We start from the raw sequence: 16,346 nt of genomic DNA, 5'->3' as shown, positions 1-16,346 counted from the left end.
TCAGCTTAGGCGGGCGTGCCGCCCCGGTACGCCCGCTCCCCCAGCGCCACCAGTCGCGCGCGGTCGGCGGCGTCCCCGAGCAGGCCGCGCAGGCCGGCGGCGTAGGCGGTCGCGGCGTCCACCCCGAGCCGGGCGGCGAACGCGTACTCGTCGGCCAGGGTGATGTCGAAGATGGCCGGGTCGTCGGTGGACACCGAGCAGGCGACCCCGGCGTCGGTCAGCACGGTCAACGGGTGCGGGAGGTCTGCTCGGGCCACGCCGAGGCGCAGGTTGGAGGTGGGCGTCACGTCCAACACGACGCCCCGCCCGGCCAACTCGGCGACCAACTCCGGATCCTGCACGGCCCGCACCCCGTGCCGGATCCGGACCGCGCCCATCGCCAGCACCTCGCGGACCGCCTCCGGCCCGGCCGCCTCGCCGGCGTGCGGCACGAACGGCAGGCCGCCGTCGCGGGCCAGCTCCACCATCCGGGTGTACGGCGTGGTCGGGTGCCGCCCCTCGGCACCGGACAGCCCGAAACCGACCACGCCCCGCCCGGCGAACCGGGTGGCGACCCGGGCCGCGCCCTCGGTGAAGTCGACGTCGTGACCCCGGCAGACCTGCGGGGTCAACCCGATCGACACCCCGTACGACTCGCGGGCCTCGGCCGCCGCGTCGACCAGGGCGGCGAGCACGTCCGCCCAGCCGGGCAACCCGATCCGCTCCTCGGCGTCCACGATCGGTTCCAGGTGGACGGCGCCGTCGTGGGCGGCTTCCGCGGCGTAGGCCAGCAACGCCCGCTGGTAGTCCCGCGGTGTCCGCAGCACGGCCGTCATCGCGTTCCAGGTGGCGATGAAGTCGTACAGGTCGTCGAAACGGCCGGGTGTCTCGGCCGGCACCGGGAGGTGATGGCCGCGGGCCAGCGCGGCGAGCAGCGCCGGGCGGACCGTTCCCTCCAGGTGGACGTGCAGTTCGATCTTCGGGGTGTGGCGCTGAGCCGGCGTCATCGTGGTCCTCGGGGGTGGTCGAACAGGTGCGATCCAGCCTGCCGCACCCCGGCGCGGGCCGACCACCCCCACACGGGGGATCATCACCGGGAAACTGTTCTTGGCCCCAAAGCTCCAGAGTAGTCAAATGCCTCCCGATTCGCCTCGGTCACATATGACAGCGCGTCGGTACAATCGGCGACTGGTTTGTGACTGATCGCTGACTGCTCGTGGTGAAATGGATCACACACACTGAGCCCATGAACAGGAGCGTCAACCGCGGTAAGGCACTCCGCGTCGCGGTGTGTCTCCTTCTGGTCGCCGCGCTCAGCGGCTGCATGCAACTCAACATGGGGCTCACCGTCAACGCCGACGACACGGTCGATGGGCAGCTCCTGCTGACCGCCGAGAAGTCCCTGCTGACCTCGCGCAACAAGAACATCCCGGTGGCCTTCGCGGAGCTTCGGCAGAACATTCCCGCCCTACCCGCGGGAGAAGAGACCCGTTACGAGGACGACAAACTCTTCGGCTCCCAGATCAGTTATCGAAAAGCGCCGCTGGCAGGCTTCGACACGGAGAGCGTAAAACTGGTCCGGGACGGCGACCTGTACCGTTTCACGTTGCCGCTCGACCCGTCGAAATACGGCGGAAAGGTCGCGCAGCAGAATCCGCAGCAACAGCAGGCGTTCCTCAAGCTGATGTCGTTCGAGATCTCGGTGACATTTCCCGGCCGGGTGATCGACAGCAATGGCACCGTCAACGGCCGGTCGGTCAGCTGGAAGGTCAACTCCAACCAGGACAAGCCGACCGAGCTGCGCGCCGTCGCCGAGGCGCCACCTCGACCGTCCGCCTCGCCGGCCGCCGCCGGTGACGACGACGGCGGAATCGGCTGGCCGCTGATCCTCGGCGGCGTACTCCTGCTCCTGTTGGTGCTCGCCGCGGTGGGCGTACTCCTGCTGCGACGCCGGCACCCCACGGCGCCGGCCGCCCCCGGCCCGACCGTGCCCGGTCCGACACCGCCGGGGCCACCCGCCGGCGCCCCGGGGCCCGGTTGATCCACCCGGTGGCCGGCTGAGCCGGCCACGCCCGGCCCCGGCCGCCCCCAGAGACGACGGCGACCGGCCCCGGTGCTCCCCCGAGGGAGCACCGCACCTCCACCACATCCCGGTCGCACCATCGCAGAAAAGGGGGATCGCCATGAACGATCTCTTCACCTGGGCCGCCCTGGGCACCATCGCCGGCGCGAGCGCCGCCACCCTGCTGGCCACCAACGTCATCGGCGGGCTGATCGGCCCGAGCGGCGACAAACTCCGCAAGTGGATCGCCATCGCCATCGCGCTGCTGCTGTCCTACCTGACCGCGGCGTTCGCCGACGAGGCCGGCGGTGAGAAGTGGGTCATCGCGTTCTTCAACGCGCTCGTCATCTTCTCCGCCGCGCTCGGCGTCAACCAGTTCCCGCCCGGCAACCGGCAGGCGACACCCACCCAGGTCGCGAGCGGTCGCGAGCCCCGAGTCTTCCGTTCCTGGGTCTGAGGGGGGTGACGTCATGGTCTTCGGAGTTCTCAGCGCGGCGGTCCAGGTCATCCTCGGCGCCCTGTTCGGCTTCCTCGCCGGCGGCCCGATCGGGCTCGTGGTCGGCACCGTCGTGGGCCTGCTGGTCGGCGCGATCTTCGGCTGGGCGGTGGCCTCCGCCGGGGTGTACGCCCCGGACGCCCGCGGCATCTTCCTCTTCGTCGTCGACCACACCTGGAGTCTGCTCAACACCGTCGTCGGCGCCATCTACCTGACCGTGCACCTGGTCTTCGGGCACTCGCTGGACCGGCCCACCTCGGCCGGCAGCGGCCGGGTCAGCGTGGTGCAGGGGGTCTCGCCCCGCTACGCCACCACCATCGGCACCGTCTGCGCCGGCTCCAGCTCGGGCATCCAACGGCACGAGGACGTCCACATCTTCCAGGGCCGCCTGCTCGGGCCGCTCTACATCCCGCTGGTGCTGGCGAACTACGTCCTGTTCACCATCGCCCCGGTGTGGCTGCTCTACCACGACCACACCAACGCCCCGATCAACCGGTTCACCAGGTACTTCGAGATCGGCGTCTACCCGCACGTGTGGAACGAGGCCATCGCGTACCGGATCCAGGGGACGCCGCCGCGATGAGCACCGACGGGCGCGGGCCGATCGAGACGGCCACCGCCGAGCTGGCCGCCTGGCTGACCAGTTCGGCGGGGCAACCCGTCCCGATCGGCCCGCCCCGCCCGTTCGACGACGCCGACGGGCTGACCCTCTGGCCGTTGGAGTTGCGTCCGGCCCGGCAGACCCGCTCCAGCGGCGCGGTCCGCGAGCCGTACCGGTTCACGGTCCGTTTCCTGCTCTGCGTGACCGGGCCGGGCGGGTTGCCCCGGCTGGACCGGGTGCTCACCGCCACGACCACCGACGGCACCTACGCGGTCGTCCTGGAGGCGGGTGACCCACCACTCTGGACGGCGTTCGACACGGCACCCCGACCGGCGCTGCTGATCGACGTGGCCGCGCAGGTGGACCACCCGACCCCGGCCGCGCCGCCGGTGCTACGACCGCTGCGGCTGCGGCAACTCGAGGTGCGGACCCTCGCCGGCCGGGTGGTCGGTCCCGAGGACCAACCACTGGCCGCGATGCGGGTCGAGCTTCCCGGCACCGGATCCGCCACCCGCACCGACCCACAGGGCCGGTTCCGGATCGTCGGCGTCCCGCACGACCCCGAACACCCGAGCCCGGTCCGGTTGCGGCTGACCGGGCGCGGGCTCGTCCTCACCGCCGACGTCGACGCGGACGAGGACGACATCGTCATCGTCTGCGCGCCACCGACCCACTGACGCCCACCCGCACAGGAGGACCGATGCCCAGCTACTTCTCCCCCGGCATCTATGTCGAGGAGGTCCCGAGCGGCGCCCGACCGATCGGCCCGGCGAGCACCAGCATCGCCGCGTTCGTCGGCCTCGCCCCGGACCGCGACGCCCATCTGGGCAGGGCGGTGCCGGTCAACAATTGGACGGAGTTCCTGCGACTCTTCGCCGCCGGGGAACGGGTGGAGAGCACGCCGCTGGCGCGGGCGGTCTTCGGCTTCCTGGACAACGGGGGCGCCCGCTGCTGGGTGGTCAACGTCGGCGCGGGCGGCGCGATCACCGGCACCGGACAACGCCGCGGTGGCCTGCAACTGCTGGAGGCCATCGACGAGATCTCCATCATCGCCGCGCCCGGTTTCCACGACGTGGTGTCGCACGAGGCGCTGCTGAGCATGGCCGAGCGCACCCGCACCATGGTCGCGATCTGCGACCCGGCACCGGACATCGACGACATCTCCGCGTTGACCCGGGTCGCCACCCCGTCCTCCGGCAAACCCCCCAAACCCGCCGAGGGTACGGCCGGTGGCTCGGGCGGCCCCGGCGGTGGCTCGGGCGGTGCCGGCGGTGGCTCGGGCGGTGCCGGCGGTGGCTCGGGCGGTGCCGGCGGTGGTTCGGGCGGCGGCTCGGCGCAGCCGGGCGGCTCCGGTGGGCACGAGGGTGCCGCGTACCGACCCCGGCAGTCCGAGTTCGGGGCCTTCTACTACCCCTGGCTGCGGGTCCGCGACCCGATCAGCGGCGAGTTGGAACTGACCCCGCCGAGCGGGCACCTGGCCGGCATCTGGGCCCGCACCGACGCCCTGCGCGGCGTGCACAAGGCACCGGCCAACGAGCCCGTACGGGGCGCCGTCGACCTGGCCTACCTGGTCACCCGACCGGAGCACGACGTGCTCAATCCCAAGGGCGTCAACGTGATCCGCTACTTCGCCGGCGAGGGCATCCGCGTCTGGGGCGCCCGTACGCTCGCCGCCGAGGCCAGCGAGTGGCGCTACCTCAACGTCCGGCGACTCAGCATCGCCATCGAACAGGCCATCGCCAACGGCACCCGGTGGATGGTCTTCGAACCCAACGACTTCACCCTCTGGCGCTCGATCCGGCGCGACATCGGGGCGTTCCTCACCCGGGTGTGGCGCGACGGCGCACTGCTCGGGCGCAGCCCGGAGGAGGCGTTCTTCGTCAAGTGCGACGAGGAGACCAACCCGGTCGACGTCCGCGACGCGGGCATGGTGATCGCCCACATCGGCATCGCCGTCGTCAAGCCCGCCGAGTTCGTGGTGTTCAAGCTGAGCCAGTGGGCCGGCGGCACCGAGACCGAGACGATCGGAGGCTGACATGCCCACCACAGCCACCCCGCAGCCCGGCGCGCCGGCCGACCCGTACCGGGCGTACCACTTCCGGCTGCTCATCAACGGCGTCACCAACGGCCACTTCACCGAGATGACCGGGCTGGAGGTGAACATCCCCGGCCAGCCGTACCGGGAGCACGGCCTGGGCCGGATGCGGATGGTGCCCGGCCAGGCCGAGTACGAGCCGGTGACGCTGCACTTCGGCCTCACTGCCTCCCGCGAGTTGTGGGACTGGGTGAACGCCACCGCGCAGGGCACCCTCAACCGCCGCAACGTCTCCGTGGTGCTGCTCGACTCGGTCGGCACCGCCGAGGTGCTGCGGTGGAACCTGATCGACGCCTGGCCCACCCGGTGGCGCGGCGCGCACCTCAACACCCTCAGCCACGAGATCGCCATCGCCGCGTTGACCCTGCGCTACGAGAGTCTGGAGTTGGAGACCGGCGGTGCCACCGCGCCGACACCCGCGTAACTGGCTGGCCGGCCGGCTACGCGCGGCGGCCGGAGCGGCGCAGCGCCTCGCCGGGCGGGTCGAACCCGCCGAGGACCGTGCGCCCGCCGGGCACTGGGCGCCCGCCGCGGACCGGGTGCCGCAGCCATCGCCGGAGACGCCCGCGGCTTCACCGCGCCGCTTCGGGGAACCACCACAGCACTGGCTGGACCTGGTCGCCGCCCACGCGCCCGGCCTGCTGCACGACCTGGACCTCGATCGGCCCGCTGCCGCACCGACGGAGGGGCGCGATGACCCGACCGGCGGCTTCGGCTCCGACTCGGGCTTCGGCCTCGGCTCCGGCTCCGGCTCCGACTCGGGCTTCGGCTCCGGCTCCGGCTCGGGCTCGGGCTCGGGCTCGGGCTTCGGCGATCGAGTCGATAGCGGCGGACCGGACCGGTGGACCGCGGTGACGCAACCACCTCGGGCCGCCGGGGAGGATGCCTGGTTGCCTGATGACCCGGTGGGTCGTCGTGCCCCTGGCATGGTGGGCCGTCATGCGCGCGGCACGGGTGGTGGGCACGGCACGGGTGGTGGGCACGGCCGCGGAGCCAGCGTGAGCGGCCCGGACCCGGACGCGCACTCCTACCGGCGTGACCGCCCGGCGTTTGCCAGAGCGGGCACGGTGGGTGACGGCACGGTCGGGCACGACGGCACGGTGGACGTGGCGTACGGCGTCGACGGGCCGGAGGCGGTGAGGGGGGTGGGAAGGCCGGACGGGTCGCGCTCGACGGGCGCGACCGGAAGGTCGACGTACGCGTCGATGGCAGACGACAGGTCCGGTGGCCCACGGATGGGTGGCACCAGCCCCCGGGGCGGCAACGATGCCTCCGCCGTCGCGGTGTTCGCCAACACGCCCCTCGCACCGGGTGCGGGCCGACGTTCGCCGGGCCGGCTGCTTGACGCTTGGCGCCTGCGCGCAGCCCGACGGGGCGCGGCGACAGGACCGGCGCCGGACGACTTTCCGGCCACCGACACGAAGGAGCGGCCCCGACTCGGAGAGCCAACCACCTCGGCCAATTCTCGCCTCCGCACCTCCCCTGCCGAGATCTTGGAAGATTTCGGCCCCTCCAAGGGCACTTTCCTTCCAAGGTCTACAACCGACTCCGCCGATGTCGGCGGGGCGAGGCCGGACCGTGCGGCAGCTCGGGACGGGCGATCAGCCGCCGGCGGGACGGCAGCCAGCGGTGGGGCGGCGGCTGGCGGCGGTCACTGGCCGGCCCTGCCAGACGAGCGGGCACGGTCGGGGCAGCAGGTTGGCGAGCGGGTTGGGCAGCACGCCGCACCCCGCACCGGTCCGGGCGTGGGTGTGCCCTGGATCGGTTCGACGCACCGCGATCAGGGCGGCGGCCGAGGGCCGGACGGCGCGGCGTACCAGGCCGACGCGACGGCGTTCGACAGGTGGCCGGCGCTGCCCGACGACACCACACTGTGGTCGGTTGCCGGTGCGGCGCTGGACACTGCCCAGTTGAGCCGGCTGGATCGGGAACAGGCGGGCGACTGATGGAACGTGTCGCCTTCCTCATCGACTCCTCCGGTGAACGTGTCGACTGCCTGCTGAATCCGGAGACGGTGCAGGTGACCCGGCTCGCCGGCGTACGCCATCGGGGTGTCGCCGGTGGGCAGCTCTCCGGGGCCGGGCTGGCCGACGATCCGTTGGTCTTCACCGGCGGCGGCCGGACCGAGCTGGTGCTCGACCTGCTCTTCGACGTCGACTTCGTCCAGACGCAGGTTCGGCCGGCCGACGTGCGGGTCCTCACCCGTCCGTTGTGGATGCTCGCGGAGAACTCGACAGCCGAGCATGGGTGGCTGCGCCCGCCGCTGGTCCGGTTGGTGTGGGGAAAGACCTGGAACGTGCCCGGTGTGATCGTCGCGGTGGCGGAACGGTTCGACGCGTTCACCGGCACCGGCTCGCCCCGGCGTTCCTGGCTGCGGCTGAAGCTGGTCCGCGCCGCCGAGACCGCCGACCAGGCCGAGGCCGGCTTCGCCGAGGAGTTGGCCGCCGCGAACACCCCGACCGCCGCGCCGGGCAGCGCGGTGATCGCGGCCGGTGACGGCGCGGCCGAGCCAGGTCGTTCCGGTGTGCGGTTCGACCTGCTGGCCAACGACGCCCTCGGTTCGCCGCTGCGTTGGCGTCTGCTGGCCGAACACAACCGGATCACCGACCCCCTCGCCGTGCCGGCCGGCACCACCCTCGCCGTGCCACCACCCGGTGCGCCAAGCGGCGGCGGATCGATGGTGGACGCGGTGACCGGAGTCGCGCGGGCGCTGGCCGGCGCGGTGGGTGCCGGCGCATCGTTCGTCGGGGCCTCAATCGCCACCGCGCCCGCCGCCTGGGGCCCGTCGGGCCCCACCGCCACCAGCACCAACCCCGGGGGTACGCCGTGACGAGCGTCGCGCCCCCGGCGTTGGTCGTCCTGCTCGACGGCGTCGAGCTGGCCGGCGCGGCCCGTCAGCGGGTCCGCTCGCTGCGGGTGGCGGCGCGGCTCGACCAGCCCACGCAGGCGGAGTTGGTGCTCGCCACCGCCGCCGGTGTCGGTGCGTTCGACCCGGCGGTGCGCCTCGGGACGACCCTCGACGTACGGCTGGCCGATCATGCCGACGCCCTGTTCGGCGGGGAGGTCACCGCCGTGGAGGCGGAGTACGCCGGTGACGGGGCGGCGGTGCTGCGGCTGCGGGCGTACGACCGGTTGCACCGGTTGCGCAAGCGGCAGGGGTTGCGGGTCTTCACCTCGGTGACCGCCGTCGAGCTGGCCCGGGAGCTGTGCGGTGCGGTGGGGCTGGAGGTGAGCGCGGAGGTCGACGGGCCACGGTTGGAGCGGCTGTCGCAGCACCGGCACAGCGATCTGGAGCTGCTGCGTGAGGTGGCCGGCCGGGCTGGGCTGCACCTGGCCGCCGACGGCGACGGGGTCCGGCTGGTCACTCTCGCGGGCTACGGGGAGCCGGTCGCGCTGACCCTCGGCGCGGACGTGCACACCCTGCGCCTGTCCACGAACGCCGACCAGGCCAGCGGTGCCAGCGCGGCGTTGGGTTGGCACCCGCAGCGGGCCGAGGTGATCAGCCAGCGGGTCGACGAGGCGCGCTGTGGCCGGCCGGCGTTCGACCGACCGGACCCGGCCGACGTGGGCGCCGACGGGGTCCGCACCGCCGTGGACCAACCGGGTCGCAGCGACGACGAGTTGGCGGCGCTGGCCCAGGCGCGGCTGGACACCCGGGCGGCCACCCTGGTCACCGCCGAGGGGGTGGCCGAGGGTGATCCGGCACTGCGGCCGGGCCGACGGATCGACCTGAGCGGGGTGCCCGAGCCGGTCGCCGGGGCGTACGTGCTGACCGAGGTGGTGCACACCGTCGACGGCAACGGGCACCTGACGCGGTTCTCCACGGTGCCGCCGGCCACCCCGGCGGCCCCGCCCGGCGCGGCGGTGGTCACCCTCGGCACCATCACCGACGTCGCCGACCCGGACGGATTGGGCCGGGTCCGGCTGACCCTGCCGGCCTACGGGGATCTGGACGCCGGCTGGCTCGCCGTGCTCTGCCCCGGTGCCGGGCGGGGCAAGGGTCTGGTGGCGTTGCCGGATCCGGACGACACCGTGCTGGTGGTGCTGCCCGGTGGCGAGCCGGCCGCGGGCATCGTGCTCGGTTCGCTGTTCGGCACCGTCGAGCCGTACGACACGGGTGTGGACGACGGGAAGGCCCGCCGCTGGACGCTGCGCACCGCCGGCGGGCAGTCGATAGTCGTCGACGACGTGCGGCGCAGTCTGCGGCTGGCCACCGAGGGTGGCAGCTTCCTGGAACTGGCCCCGGACCTGGCCACTCTGCACGCGGCGTCCGATCTGGTGATCTCCGCACCCGGCCGGTCCATGGTGGTCCGCGCCCGCAGCGTGGACTTCCTGCGAGCCGAGTCCACCGAGGATCCGACGACCGCGGCGCGGCAGGCCCGTTCGCTGGCCCGCGCCCACCACGAAGGAGGCGGCTGATGCGCTGGATCCACCGTGACTCCGTGATCACCTGCGATCACGACGGCCGGGTCGAGAACCGACCCTCGCAGCAGTGGGTGACCGTCACCGGTGTGCCCGTGCTGGTGGACGACGACCCGGAGGGACGCACGATCGTCGCCTGCCCGAACTACGGCCCGACCGTGAAGCCGTGCACGAGGACGGAGAGCCTCCGCGTCGGCTACAGCGACTGGCTGCGGGTCGACGGGCACCGGGTGGTGCTCGACAACCTGAAGGGGTTCACCAACGGCACCCCGCCCAACGCGGTAGACCACGTCGTGCGCGACCCGCGCCAGCGCCTCGTGGGGGCGGACCGGTGAGGGCCTTCCGGTTCGTCGGCGCCGGCTTCGACGCCGGCCGGGGCGGCGGTCTGGCGCTCACCGCGGCCGGCGGCCTGGCGATGACCGAGGGCGACGAGAGCGTACGGCAGGCGCTGTTCCTGCTCCTGTCGACGACGCCGGGCGAGCGGTTGATGCGACCCGGGTACGGCTCCCGGCTGCACCGGCTCGTCTTCGCGCCCAACGACGACACCACGGCCGGGCTGGCCATCCACTACGTCCGACAGGCCATCGCCCGGTGGGAGCCGCGGGTCGAGGTGATCGACGTGGACGCCGGGCCGGACCCGGACGACGCGTGGCGGCTGGTGATCCGGTTGGACTACCGGGTGCGGGCCAGCCTGACCCCCGGGCAACTGGTGTTCTCCGTGGACCTGCTCCCGGCCGACGAACCCGCGCAGGGAGGACCCTCATGACGCTGCCCGTGCCGCACCTGGACGATCGCGGGTTCCTCGACCTCGTCACCGAGGCCCGGGAACGGATCCGGCAGTCCTGCCCGGCGTGGACCGACCTGTCGGCGCACGACCCCGGGATGGCCCTGGTGGAGGCGTTCGCGCACCTGACCGAGGTGATGATCTACCGGCTGAACCAGTTGCCGGACAAGGCGTACGTCTCGTTTCTGAACCTGCTCGGGGTCACCCGGCACGCACCCACCGCGGCCTGGGCGGACGTCCGGTTCACCCGCGGCGGCACCGACCGCGCCGCGGTCCGGATCCCGGCCGGCCTGCGGGTCGCGGCGGCGCGCGGCGCGGACCCCCGGCCGGTCGTGTTCGTCACCACCGAGCCGACCCTGTTGCCCGCCGACGAGGCGTCGGTGACGGTACGGATGCACCACTGCGAACTCGTCGACGCGGAGCTGCTCGGTGTGGGCACCGGTCAACCGGGCCAGGTGCTGCGCGCCGCCCACGCCCCGCTGACGCACACCGCCGAGGCGTTGGACCTGCTCCTCGGCGTGGAGGTGCCGCCCGGGACCGTCGAGTTGGGCGCGGCCGCCCGCGAGCACGACGGCCGCACGTTCGAGATCTGGCGACCGGTGGACAGCTTCGCCGGGCTCGGCCCGCAGGCCAAGGCGTACCTGGTGGACCGCTGTTCGGGCACCGTCACCTTCGCCCCGGCCCTGGACCTGCGACCGCCGGCAACGGCCGGCGACACGGCGCCGGCACCGCCCTCCGTCCCGGTGACCGTGGCGGCGGTGCCGCCGGCCGGGCGGCAGGTCCGGCTCTGGTACCGGGCCGGCGGTGGGCCCACCGGCAACGTGGCGGCGGGCACGCTGACCAGCCTGCGCGACCCACTGCCCGGGGTACGCGTCGACAACCCCGCGCCGGCGGCCGGCGGCCGGGAGATGGAGGCGTTGGAGTCGGTGCTGCTGCGCGGCCCGTACGAGTTCTTCGCCCAACAACGGGCGGTCACCGCCCGCGACTTCGAGGTCCTCGCCACCAGTTCCGGCGCGGTGGCGCGGGCCCGGGCGTTCACCCGCGCGGCGGTGTACAGCTTCGCCCGGCCCGGTGAGGTCGAGGTGGTGCTGGTGCCGTACGTGCCGTCGGCGGCCCGCCCCGGTGGCCGACTGCCGGTGGCGGTGCTGCGCGAACACGAGGTGCCCGAGGCACGTCGCCGGGTGGAGGCTGACCTGGAGGAACGCCGGATGGTCGGCATCCGGTCCCGGGCCACCTGGGCGCGGTTCAAGGCGGTGTCGGTGCGGGCCCGGGTGGTGGTCCGCCGGGAGGAGGACGCCGACGCGGTGCGCCGCCGAATCCACGACCGGCTGCACCAGACGTTGAGCCCGCTGCCGACGGCGCTGAACCCGACCGGCTGGCCGTTCGGGGAGCCACTGCGGGCGTCCAACGTGTACCGACTGTTGGAGCAGGCCGAGCCGGGGGTGCGCTACGTCGAGTCGGTGCGGTTCGTGGTCGACGAGGCCCCCGACGCCGAGGTACGCGCCCTCGCCGTCGACCAGTACCAGCCGCGTACCTGGTACGCCGGGCGCGGCCCGGTGCTGTTCCGCTCGAGCAACGGCGGCGCGGGGTGGGAGCCGGCCGGCCGGTTCGACGACGAGACGGTGTTGCGGGTGGCGCCCGCGCCGGCGCCGGTGCGCCCGGGCATCGTCGCGCGCCCCGGTTCGGTGGCCGTGGTGACGCTGCGGTCCTCCGGCGGCTCCCGGGTGCACCTGAGCACCGACCTGGGCGAGACCTGGTCGCTGCTGACCGACCTGGACGCGCGGATCTCCGACGTGGCCTGGCTGGACCGCGACGGCGCGGGCGCGCTGCTGGTGGCCACCGACACCGGCCTGTACGAGGTGTCACTGCTGCCCGGGGCGGTGCCGTTGCAGATCCTGGTCGACCCGACCGACGCCGACCGGGGGTTCTACGCGGTGCGCGCGTTCGTCTCGGAGCGGGGTGCGCCGGGGGTGGCGGTGGCCGCGCAGGCCAGCTTCGGGGTGTACCTGTCGACCGCCGGCGGCCGACCGGGCAGCTTCGCGCACGTCGGTCTGGCCAACGTGGACAACCGGGTGCTCGCCGTGCAGTACGACGGCCCGGCGACGCTGCTGTGGAGCGGTGCCGGCGAGCCGGACCCGAAGAAGCCCGGGCAGGGTTGCCACCGCACCCGGTTGTTCGAGTCCGACGTGAAGTGGCAGCCGGTGCAGACCGGCTGGGTCGGCGGCACCTGCCGTGACCTGGCGTTCGCCGGCCAGCTCGCGGTGGCGGCGACGCAGAGCGGCGGGGTGCTGCGGTTGGACACCCTGGGCGCGCAGCCACAGTGGCAGTCGGTGTCGGTCAACTGCGGGTTGCCGCTGCGGGACCGGACCCGGTTCGTGCCTGTCGACGCCGTCGCGGTGAGCGGTCCGACCGCCGGCGGTGCGGCCGGCGGCTCCGGCGTGACGGGCACGGGCGGCGGCACGACGGGCACGGCCGGCGGGGGTACGGCCGGCGGCTCCGGCGCGGCGGAGCGGCTGATCCTGGCCGGCGGCGAACGCGGTGTGCACCGCAGCGCCACCGCCGTGGACTGGACGCCCAGCGCCAACCAGGCCACCGCCGACGTGGTGACCGTTCCGGACACCTGGCTGCTCTGCTCCGGCGAGCACGACATAGAGGTGGTGCGCCAGGATGCGACGTTCGGCGATTGAACGGCTGCTGCCCGCCGCCTACCAGCGGGCCTGCGTGCCCGGCAGCGTGCTCTGGGCACTGCTGGACGTGATGGAGGGGCTGCACGCCCCGGACGAGGCGATCCTCGCCGAGGTGGATGCCCTGTTCGACCCGTACCGGGCGCCGGACGGGCTGGTCGTGCGGTTGACCCGCTGGGTGGCGATGGACCACGTGGTGGCCTCGCCCCGGCCGGACGCGCCCCTGCCGCTGCCGGTGGGCCGGCTGCGCGACCTGGTGGCCAACGCCGCGCTGTTGGCCCGGTGGCGCGGCACCCCGTACGGCATGCGGCGGGCCCTGGAGCTGGCCACCGGGGTGCCGGGCTTCGCGATCGACGAGCCGGCCGAGCAGCCGTTCCACGTCGTGGTGCGGGTCCCGGCTGCCGCCGCCGGCCAACTCGCCGTGCTCACCCGCATCGTCGAGGCGGAGAAACCCGCCTCCACCACCGTCGAGATCGTCCTGGAAGAGGAGTCGTCATGACCACCGAATGGGCGGTCGTCGCCGCCGCCGAGCAGTTCACCCTCGACCCGCGCAACAGCGGCGAGCTGACCTTCACCGTCTCCAACCCGGGCACCGCACCGGACACGGTGGTGTTCGACGTGGCGCCCGGTGACGGCTCCCAGCGGGCGTGGTTCACCGTCGCCGAGCCGCAGCGGGTGGTGCCCGGCCAGGGCTCGGTGTCGTTCCTGGTCACGCTCGCCGTGCCGGCGGGCACGCCACCGCGGCGTTACGACATGACCGGGTTCGCGTACTCGGCGAACACCGCGCCGGAGGAGAGCTCCCGGTCCAGCGGCCGGGTCACGTACGAGGTGCGGGCGGTCGCGCCGCCACGGCGTACCCCCTGGTTGTGGATCGCCGCCGCGGCGGCGTTGGTGCTGGTGGTGGTGGCCGTGGCGGTGGTGTTGCTGACCCGCGACGGCGAGCCGGCCCCCGGCGAGCCGCGGGTGGTCACGGTCGAGGCGGAGAGCCTGGTGGACGGCGCGGTGGTGGTCAAGTCGCCGCCGAACAGCAAGGCGGCCGTGGGGGCGCAGCCCAACTGCTGCGGGGTGACCTGGTCCGACGACAAGCAACTGTTCTTCACGGGGCTGGCCATCGGCGACCGGGTGACGGTGACGGTGCAGATCCCGGCCGACGGCACCTGGCGGTTCGCCACGGCCCGGACCACGGCCCCCGACTACGCCAACACCGTCTTCACCATCGACGGCAACCAGGTCGGCGGCACGTTCCTCGGCTTCACCCCGAAGGTGCAGAAGACGGACTTCCTGGACGTCGGAACGGTCCGGCTGGCCAAGGGGCCGCACCAGGTCACGCTGCTGGTGGTGGGCAAGACACAGGGCACGAGCTCCTACTTCGCCGGGGTGGACACGATCCGGTTCACCGAGGTCGTGGCGCAGGCCGTGGCGCGATGAGTGGTCGGCAGAAGACGCTGCTGGGGTTGCTCGCCGTGCTGCTGGTGGCGCTGTTCGTGGTCGCGGTGGGCGCGGGCCGCGACGACCGGGGTGACCCGGGTGCCCGACACGGGTTGGTCGACCGGTTGGGTGCGCTGGCCGGCGAGCGCGCGGCGGTGGACCCGGCCACCGTCGACGCCGACTGCGCCGACGGAAACGGCCGGTTGACGTTCTCCGGCAGGTGCGTGGTGCGGGTCGCCGACCCGGGTGGGCTGCGCACTCTGGTGCTGCGCAGCGCGGCGCGGTTCACGGTCGTCGCGCCGGCGCCCGGCGACGCCGAGCTCACCATCCGCGACGAGGTCGAGCCGGCGTCCGACGGCACCGGGGCGGTGGCGAAGGTCGCCGTCGACCGGGCCACCGAGGTGGGCCTGACCTGCCCCGGCCTCGGTGGTTGCACGGTCGTCGTGGCCACGTCCTGACCCGAGGGAAGGTGCCGACATGGGTGACCTGCGCAAGCCGTTCCTGTTGCTGGCGATGCTCGCCATCGTCCTGGCGCTCGGCGTCGAGGTGGGTGCCGGGTTGTTGCTGGGCGGCGCTGACGCCGGCGCGGCCCTGGCCGACAGTGCCGGCGCGTTGGACGTGGACCTCGACGAGGTGTCCGGGGTCAGCGAACCGTCCGGCCGGGGCACCGGCTACCTGGCGTTGATCGACGCGGTGGCGGTCTGGAGCACCGGGCTGTTCTGCCTGGGCATGCTGCTGCCCGAGCGGGTCCAGGGTCGGGTGCAGGGGGTCGCCAGCCTGATCTTCTCGATCATCCTGATCATCGTCGGGCTGGTCGCGCTCGTCATCGCGTTCGTGGAGCTGATGATCATGGTGTCGCTGTTCCTGGCTGTCCCGTTCGGCACGCTCGCGTACCTGGCGCTGTGGGGTTTCTTCCCGGTCGGCGACGCGGCGGTGCTGCTCGGGCTGGTGCTGCTGCTCAAGCTGGTGTGGGCCGGGCTGCTGGTGCTGGCCCAGCCGCGCTTCCTGCAGAACAAGGGCCTCGTCCTGCTGATCCTCACCACCCTGCTGTGCACTGTCGTCCTGGAGTTCCTGCACCACCTGGTACCGGTGATCCTGGTCAGCATCGTCGACGACGTGGCGGCGCTGGTCTTCGCGGTGATCGCGATCATCTGGGGGCTGGTGCTGCTGATCGGGTCGATCCCGGCGATCGTCAAGGCCGTCCGGGTAACAGCCGCCCTGCCAACCACCCACCCACCCCGGTAACCCGCCTCCCGCCCCCAGTGCCCCCCGGTCCCCCCGGTCCCCCCGGTCCCCCCGGTGGCCCCCGGTGGCCCCCGGTGATCATGAGGTTATTGCCCTCCCGAGCGGCGTGTCGTGGCAACAACTCCATGATCGACGCGCGAGACGCGTGGCCCGGCGGCGGGTTTAGTCCACCTTGGTTAGGAGGGGTTTGCCTTTTTCCACCACGTAGGTGGCCAGCTCTACCGCTATGCCGTCGCCTACGTTGCGGGCCTGGTGGTGGACGCCGTAGGGGACGGTCAGCGCGTCGCCGACATTGCACACGATCGGCGGCTGGCCCTCGAGGGTGTACTCCAGGGTGCCCTGCAGAACGCAGATGATCTCTTCGCCCGGATGGAAATGCTTGAACGGCGGCGAGTCGGGGGTGAACTCCACCCGACTCTGGATGACCTCCCGGCCAGGAATGCTGAGATCGTGTTTCTGGAGATCGACGCGCCACAGTCCCGGTGCCCCCTGCACCGCTGTCGGGCTGATGCCCTCGGGTCGATCTGTCCCACTCATCTCGGCCTCCTGC

General features: G+C 73.1%; 18 protein-coding genes. 16 read left to right on the top strand and 2 right to left on the bottom strand.

Annotation, left to right across the window (positions count from 1 at the left end; genetic code table 11):
- Positions 1-5: 5 nt before the first annotated feature.
- Positions 6-986, bottom strand: a complete 981-nt coding sequence (locus AB0B14_RS12550) for an adenosine deaminase family protein (protein ID WP_357063188.1) — start codon at positions 984-986, stop codon at positions 6-8.
- A 239-nt stretch (positions 987-1,225) separates the two neighbouring features.
- On the opposite strand from AB0B14_RS12550, the gene AB0B14_RS12545 reads away from it, so the two are divergent.
- From AB0B14_RS12545 to AB0B14_RS12470, 16 genes are all read left to right on the top strand, one after another.
- Entirely contained in the window at positions 1,226-2,020 is a 795-nt protein-coding gene (locus AB0B14_RS12545; protein WP_357522472.1) for a DUF3153 domain-containing protein, read from the top strand.
- 142 nt (positions 2,021-2,162) lie between these two features.
- The gene (locus tag AB0B14_RS12540; protein WP_357063193.1) at positions 2,163-2,498 is read left to right on the top strand and encodes a hypothetical protein; all 336 of its coding nucleotides are present in this window, start codon (positions 2,163-2,165) and stop codon (positions 2,496-2,498) included.
- Between the two features lie 13 nt (positions 2,499-2,511).
- The gene (locus AB0B14_RS12535; protein WP_357063195.1) at positions 2,512-3,120 is read left to right on the top strand and encodes a glycine zipper family protein; all 609 of its coding nucleotides are present in this window, start codon (positions 2,512-2,514) and stop codon (positions 3,118-3,120) included.
- A complete protein-coding gene (locus AB0B14_RS12530; RefSeq protein WP_357063197.1) occupies positions 3,117-3,815 on the top strand; it encodes a carboxypeptidase-like regulatory domain-containing protein in 699 nt (232 codons plus the stop codon). Before AB0B14_RS12535 ends, AB0B14_RS12530 begins: the two co-directional genes overlap by 4 nt.
- Positions 3,816-3,838: 23 nt before the next feature.
- Positions 3,839-5,173 (top strand): phage tail sheath subtilisin-like domain-containing protein, encoded by a 1,335-nt coding sequence (locus AB0B14_RS12525; protein WP_357522471.1) that lies wholly within the window; start codon positions 3,839-3,841, stop codon positions 5,171-5,173.
- Between the two features lies 1 nt (position 5,174).
- Positions 5,175-5,657: a phage tail protein gene (locus AB0B14_RS12520; protein ID WP_357063203.1), complete on the top strand. Its 483-nt coding sequence runs from the start codon at positions 5,175-5,177 to the stop codon at positions 5,655-5,657.
- Entirely contained in the window at positions 5,632-7,179 is a 1,548-nt protein-coding gene (locus AB0B14_RS12515; protein ID WP_357522470.1) for a hypothetical protein, read from the top strand. The genes AB0B14_RS12520 and AB0B14_RS12515 overlap by 26 nt, the downstream gene beginning before the upstream one ends.
- Positions 7,179-8,063: a hypothetical protein gene (locus tag AB0B14_RS12510; protein ID WP_357522469.1), complete on the top strand. Its 885-nt coding sequence runs from the start codon at positions 7,179-7,181 to the stop codon at positions 8,061-8,063. Before AB0B14_RS12515 ends, AB0B14_RS12510 begins: the two co-directional genes overlap by 1 nt.
- Positions 8,060-9,652 carry a contractile injection system protein, VgrG/Pvc8 family gene (locus AB0B14_RS12505; protein WP_357522468.1) on the top strand — a complete coding sequence of 531 codons (1,593 nt, stop codon included), beginning with the start codon at positions 8,060-8,062 and terminating at the stop codon, positions 9,650-9,652. The genes AB0B14_RS12510 and AB0B14_RS12505 overlap by 4 nt, the downstream gene beginning before the upstream one ends.
- The gene (locus AB0B14_RS12500; protein WP_357063213.1) at positions 9,652-9,990 is read left to right on the top strand and encodes a hypothetical protein; all 339 of its coding nucleotides are present in this window, start codon (positions 9,652-9,654) and stop codon (positions 9,988-9,990) included. Before AB0B14_RS12505 ends, AB0B14_RS12500 begins: the two co-directional genes overlap by 1 nt.
- The gene (locus tag AB0B14_RS12495) at positions 9,987-10,421 is read left to right on the top strand and encodes a GPW/gp25 family protein (protein WP_355028744.1); all 435 of its coding nucleotides are present in this window, start codon (positions 9,987-9,989) and stop codon (positions 10,419-10,421) included. The genes AB0B14_RS12500 and AB0B14_RS12495 overlap by 4 nt, the downstream gene beginning before the upstream one ends.
- Positions 10,418-13,126 (top strand): putative baseplate assembly protein, encoded by a 2,709-nt coding sequence (locus tag AB0B14_RS12490; protein WP_357522467.1) that lies wholly within the window; start codon positions 10,418-10,420, stop codon positions 13,124-13,126. The genes AB0B14_RS12495 and AB0B14_RS12490 overlap by 4 nt, the downstream gene beginning before the upstream one ends.
- Positions 13,107-13,622, top strand: a complete 516-nt coding sequence (locus AB0B14_RS12485; RefSeq protein ID WP_357063220.1) for a phage tail protein — start codon at positions 13,107-13,109, stop codon at positions 13,620-13,622. The genes AB0B14_RS12490 and AB0B14_RS12485 overlap by 20 nt, the downstream gene beginning before the upstream one ends.
- Positions 13,619-14,551 (top strand): hypothetical protein, encoded by a 933-nt coding sequence (locus AB0B14_RS12480; RefSeq protein ID WP_357063223.1) that lies wholly within the window; start codon positions 13,619-13,621, stop codon positions 14,549-14,551. The genes AB0B14_RS12485 and AB0B14_RS12480 overlap by 4 nt, the downstream gene beginning before the upstream one ends.
- The gene (locus tag AB0B14_RS12475) at positions 14,548-15,009 is read left to right on the top strand and encodes a hypothetical protein (protein WP_357063225.1); all 462 of its coding nucleotides are present in this window, start codon (positions 14,548-14,550) and stop codon (positions 15,007-15,009) included. Before AB0B14_RS12480 ends, AB0B14_RS12475 begins: the two co-directional genes overlap by 4 nt.
- A gap of 19 nt (positions 15,010-15,028) precedes the next feature.
- Complete coding sequence (locus AB0B14_RS12470) at positions 15,029-15,796, top strand: hypothetical protein (RefSeq protein ID WP_357063228.1); 768 nt, start codon at positions 15,029-15,031, stop codon at positions 15,794-15,796.
- Between the two features lie 162 nt (positions 15,797-15,958).
- On the opposite strand, the gene AB0B14_RS12465 is transcribed toward AB0B14_RS12470, so the two are convergent.
- Positions 15,959-16,333 carry a cupin domain-containing protein gene (locus tag AB0B14_RS12465; RefSeq protein WP_357063231.1) on the bottom strand — a complete coding sequence of 125 codons (375 nt, stop codon included), beginning with the start codon at positions 16,331-16,333 and terminating at the stop codon, positions 15,959-15,961.
- Positions 16,334-16,346 lie beyond the last annotated feature (13 nt).

The organism is Micromonospora sp. NPDC049171 (assembly GCF_040648275.1).
In the GTDB taxonomy this organism is placed as follows: Bacteria; Actinomycetota; Actinomycetes; order Mycobacteriales; family Micromonosporaceae; genus Micromonospora.
This window is presented reverse-complemented; position numbering and strand designations above follow the sequence as displayed.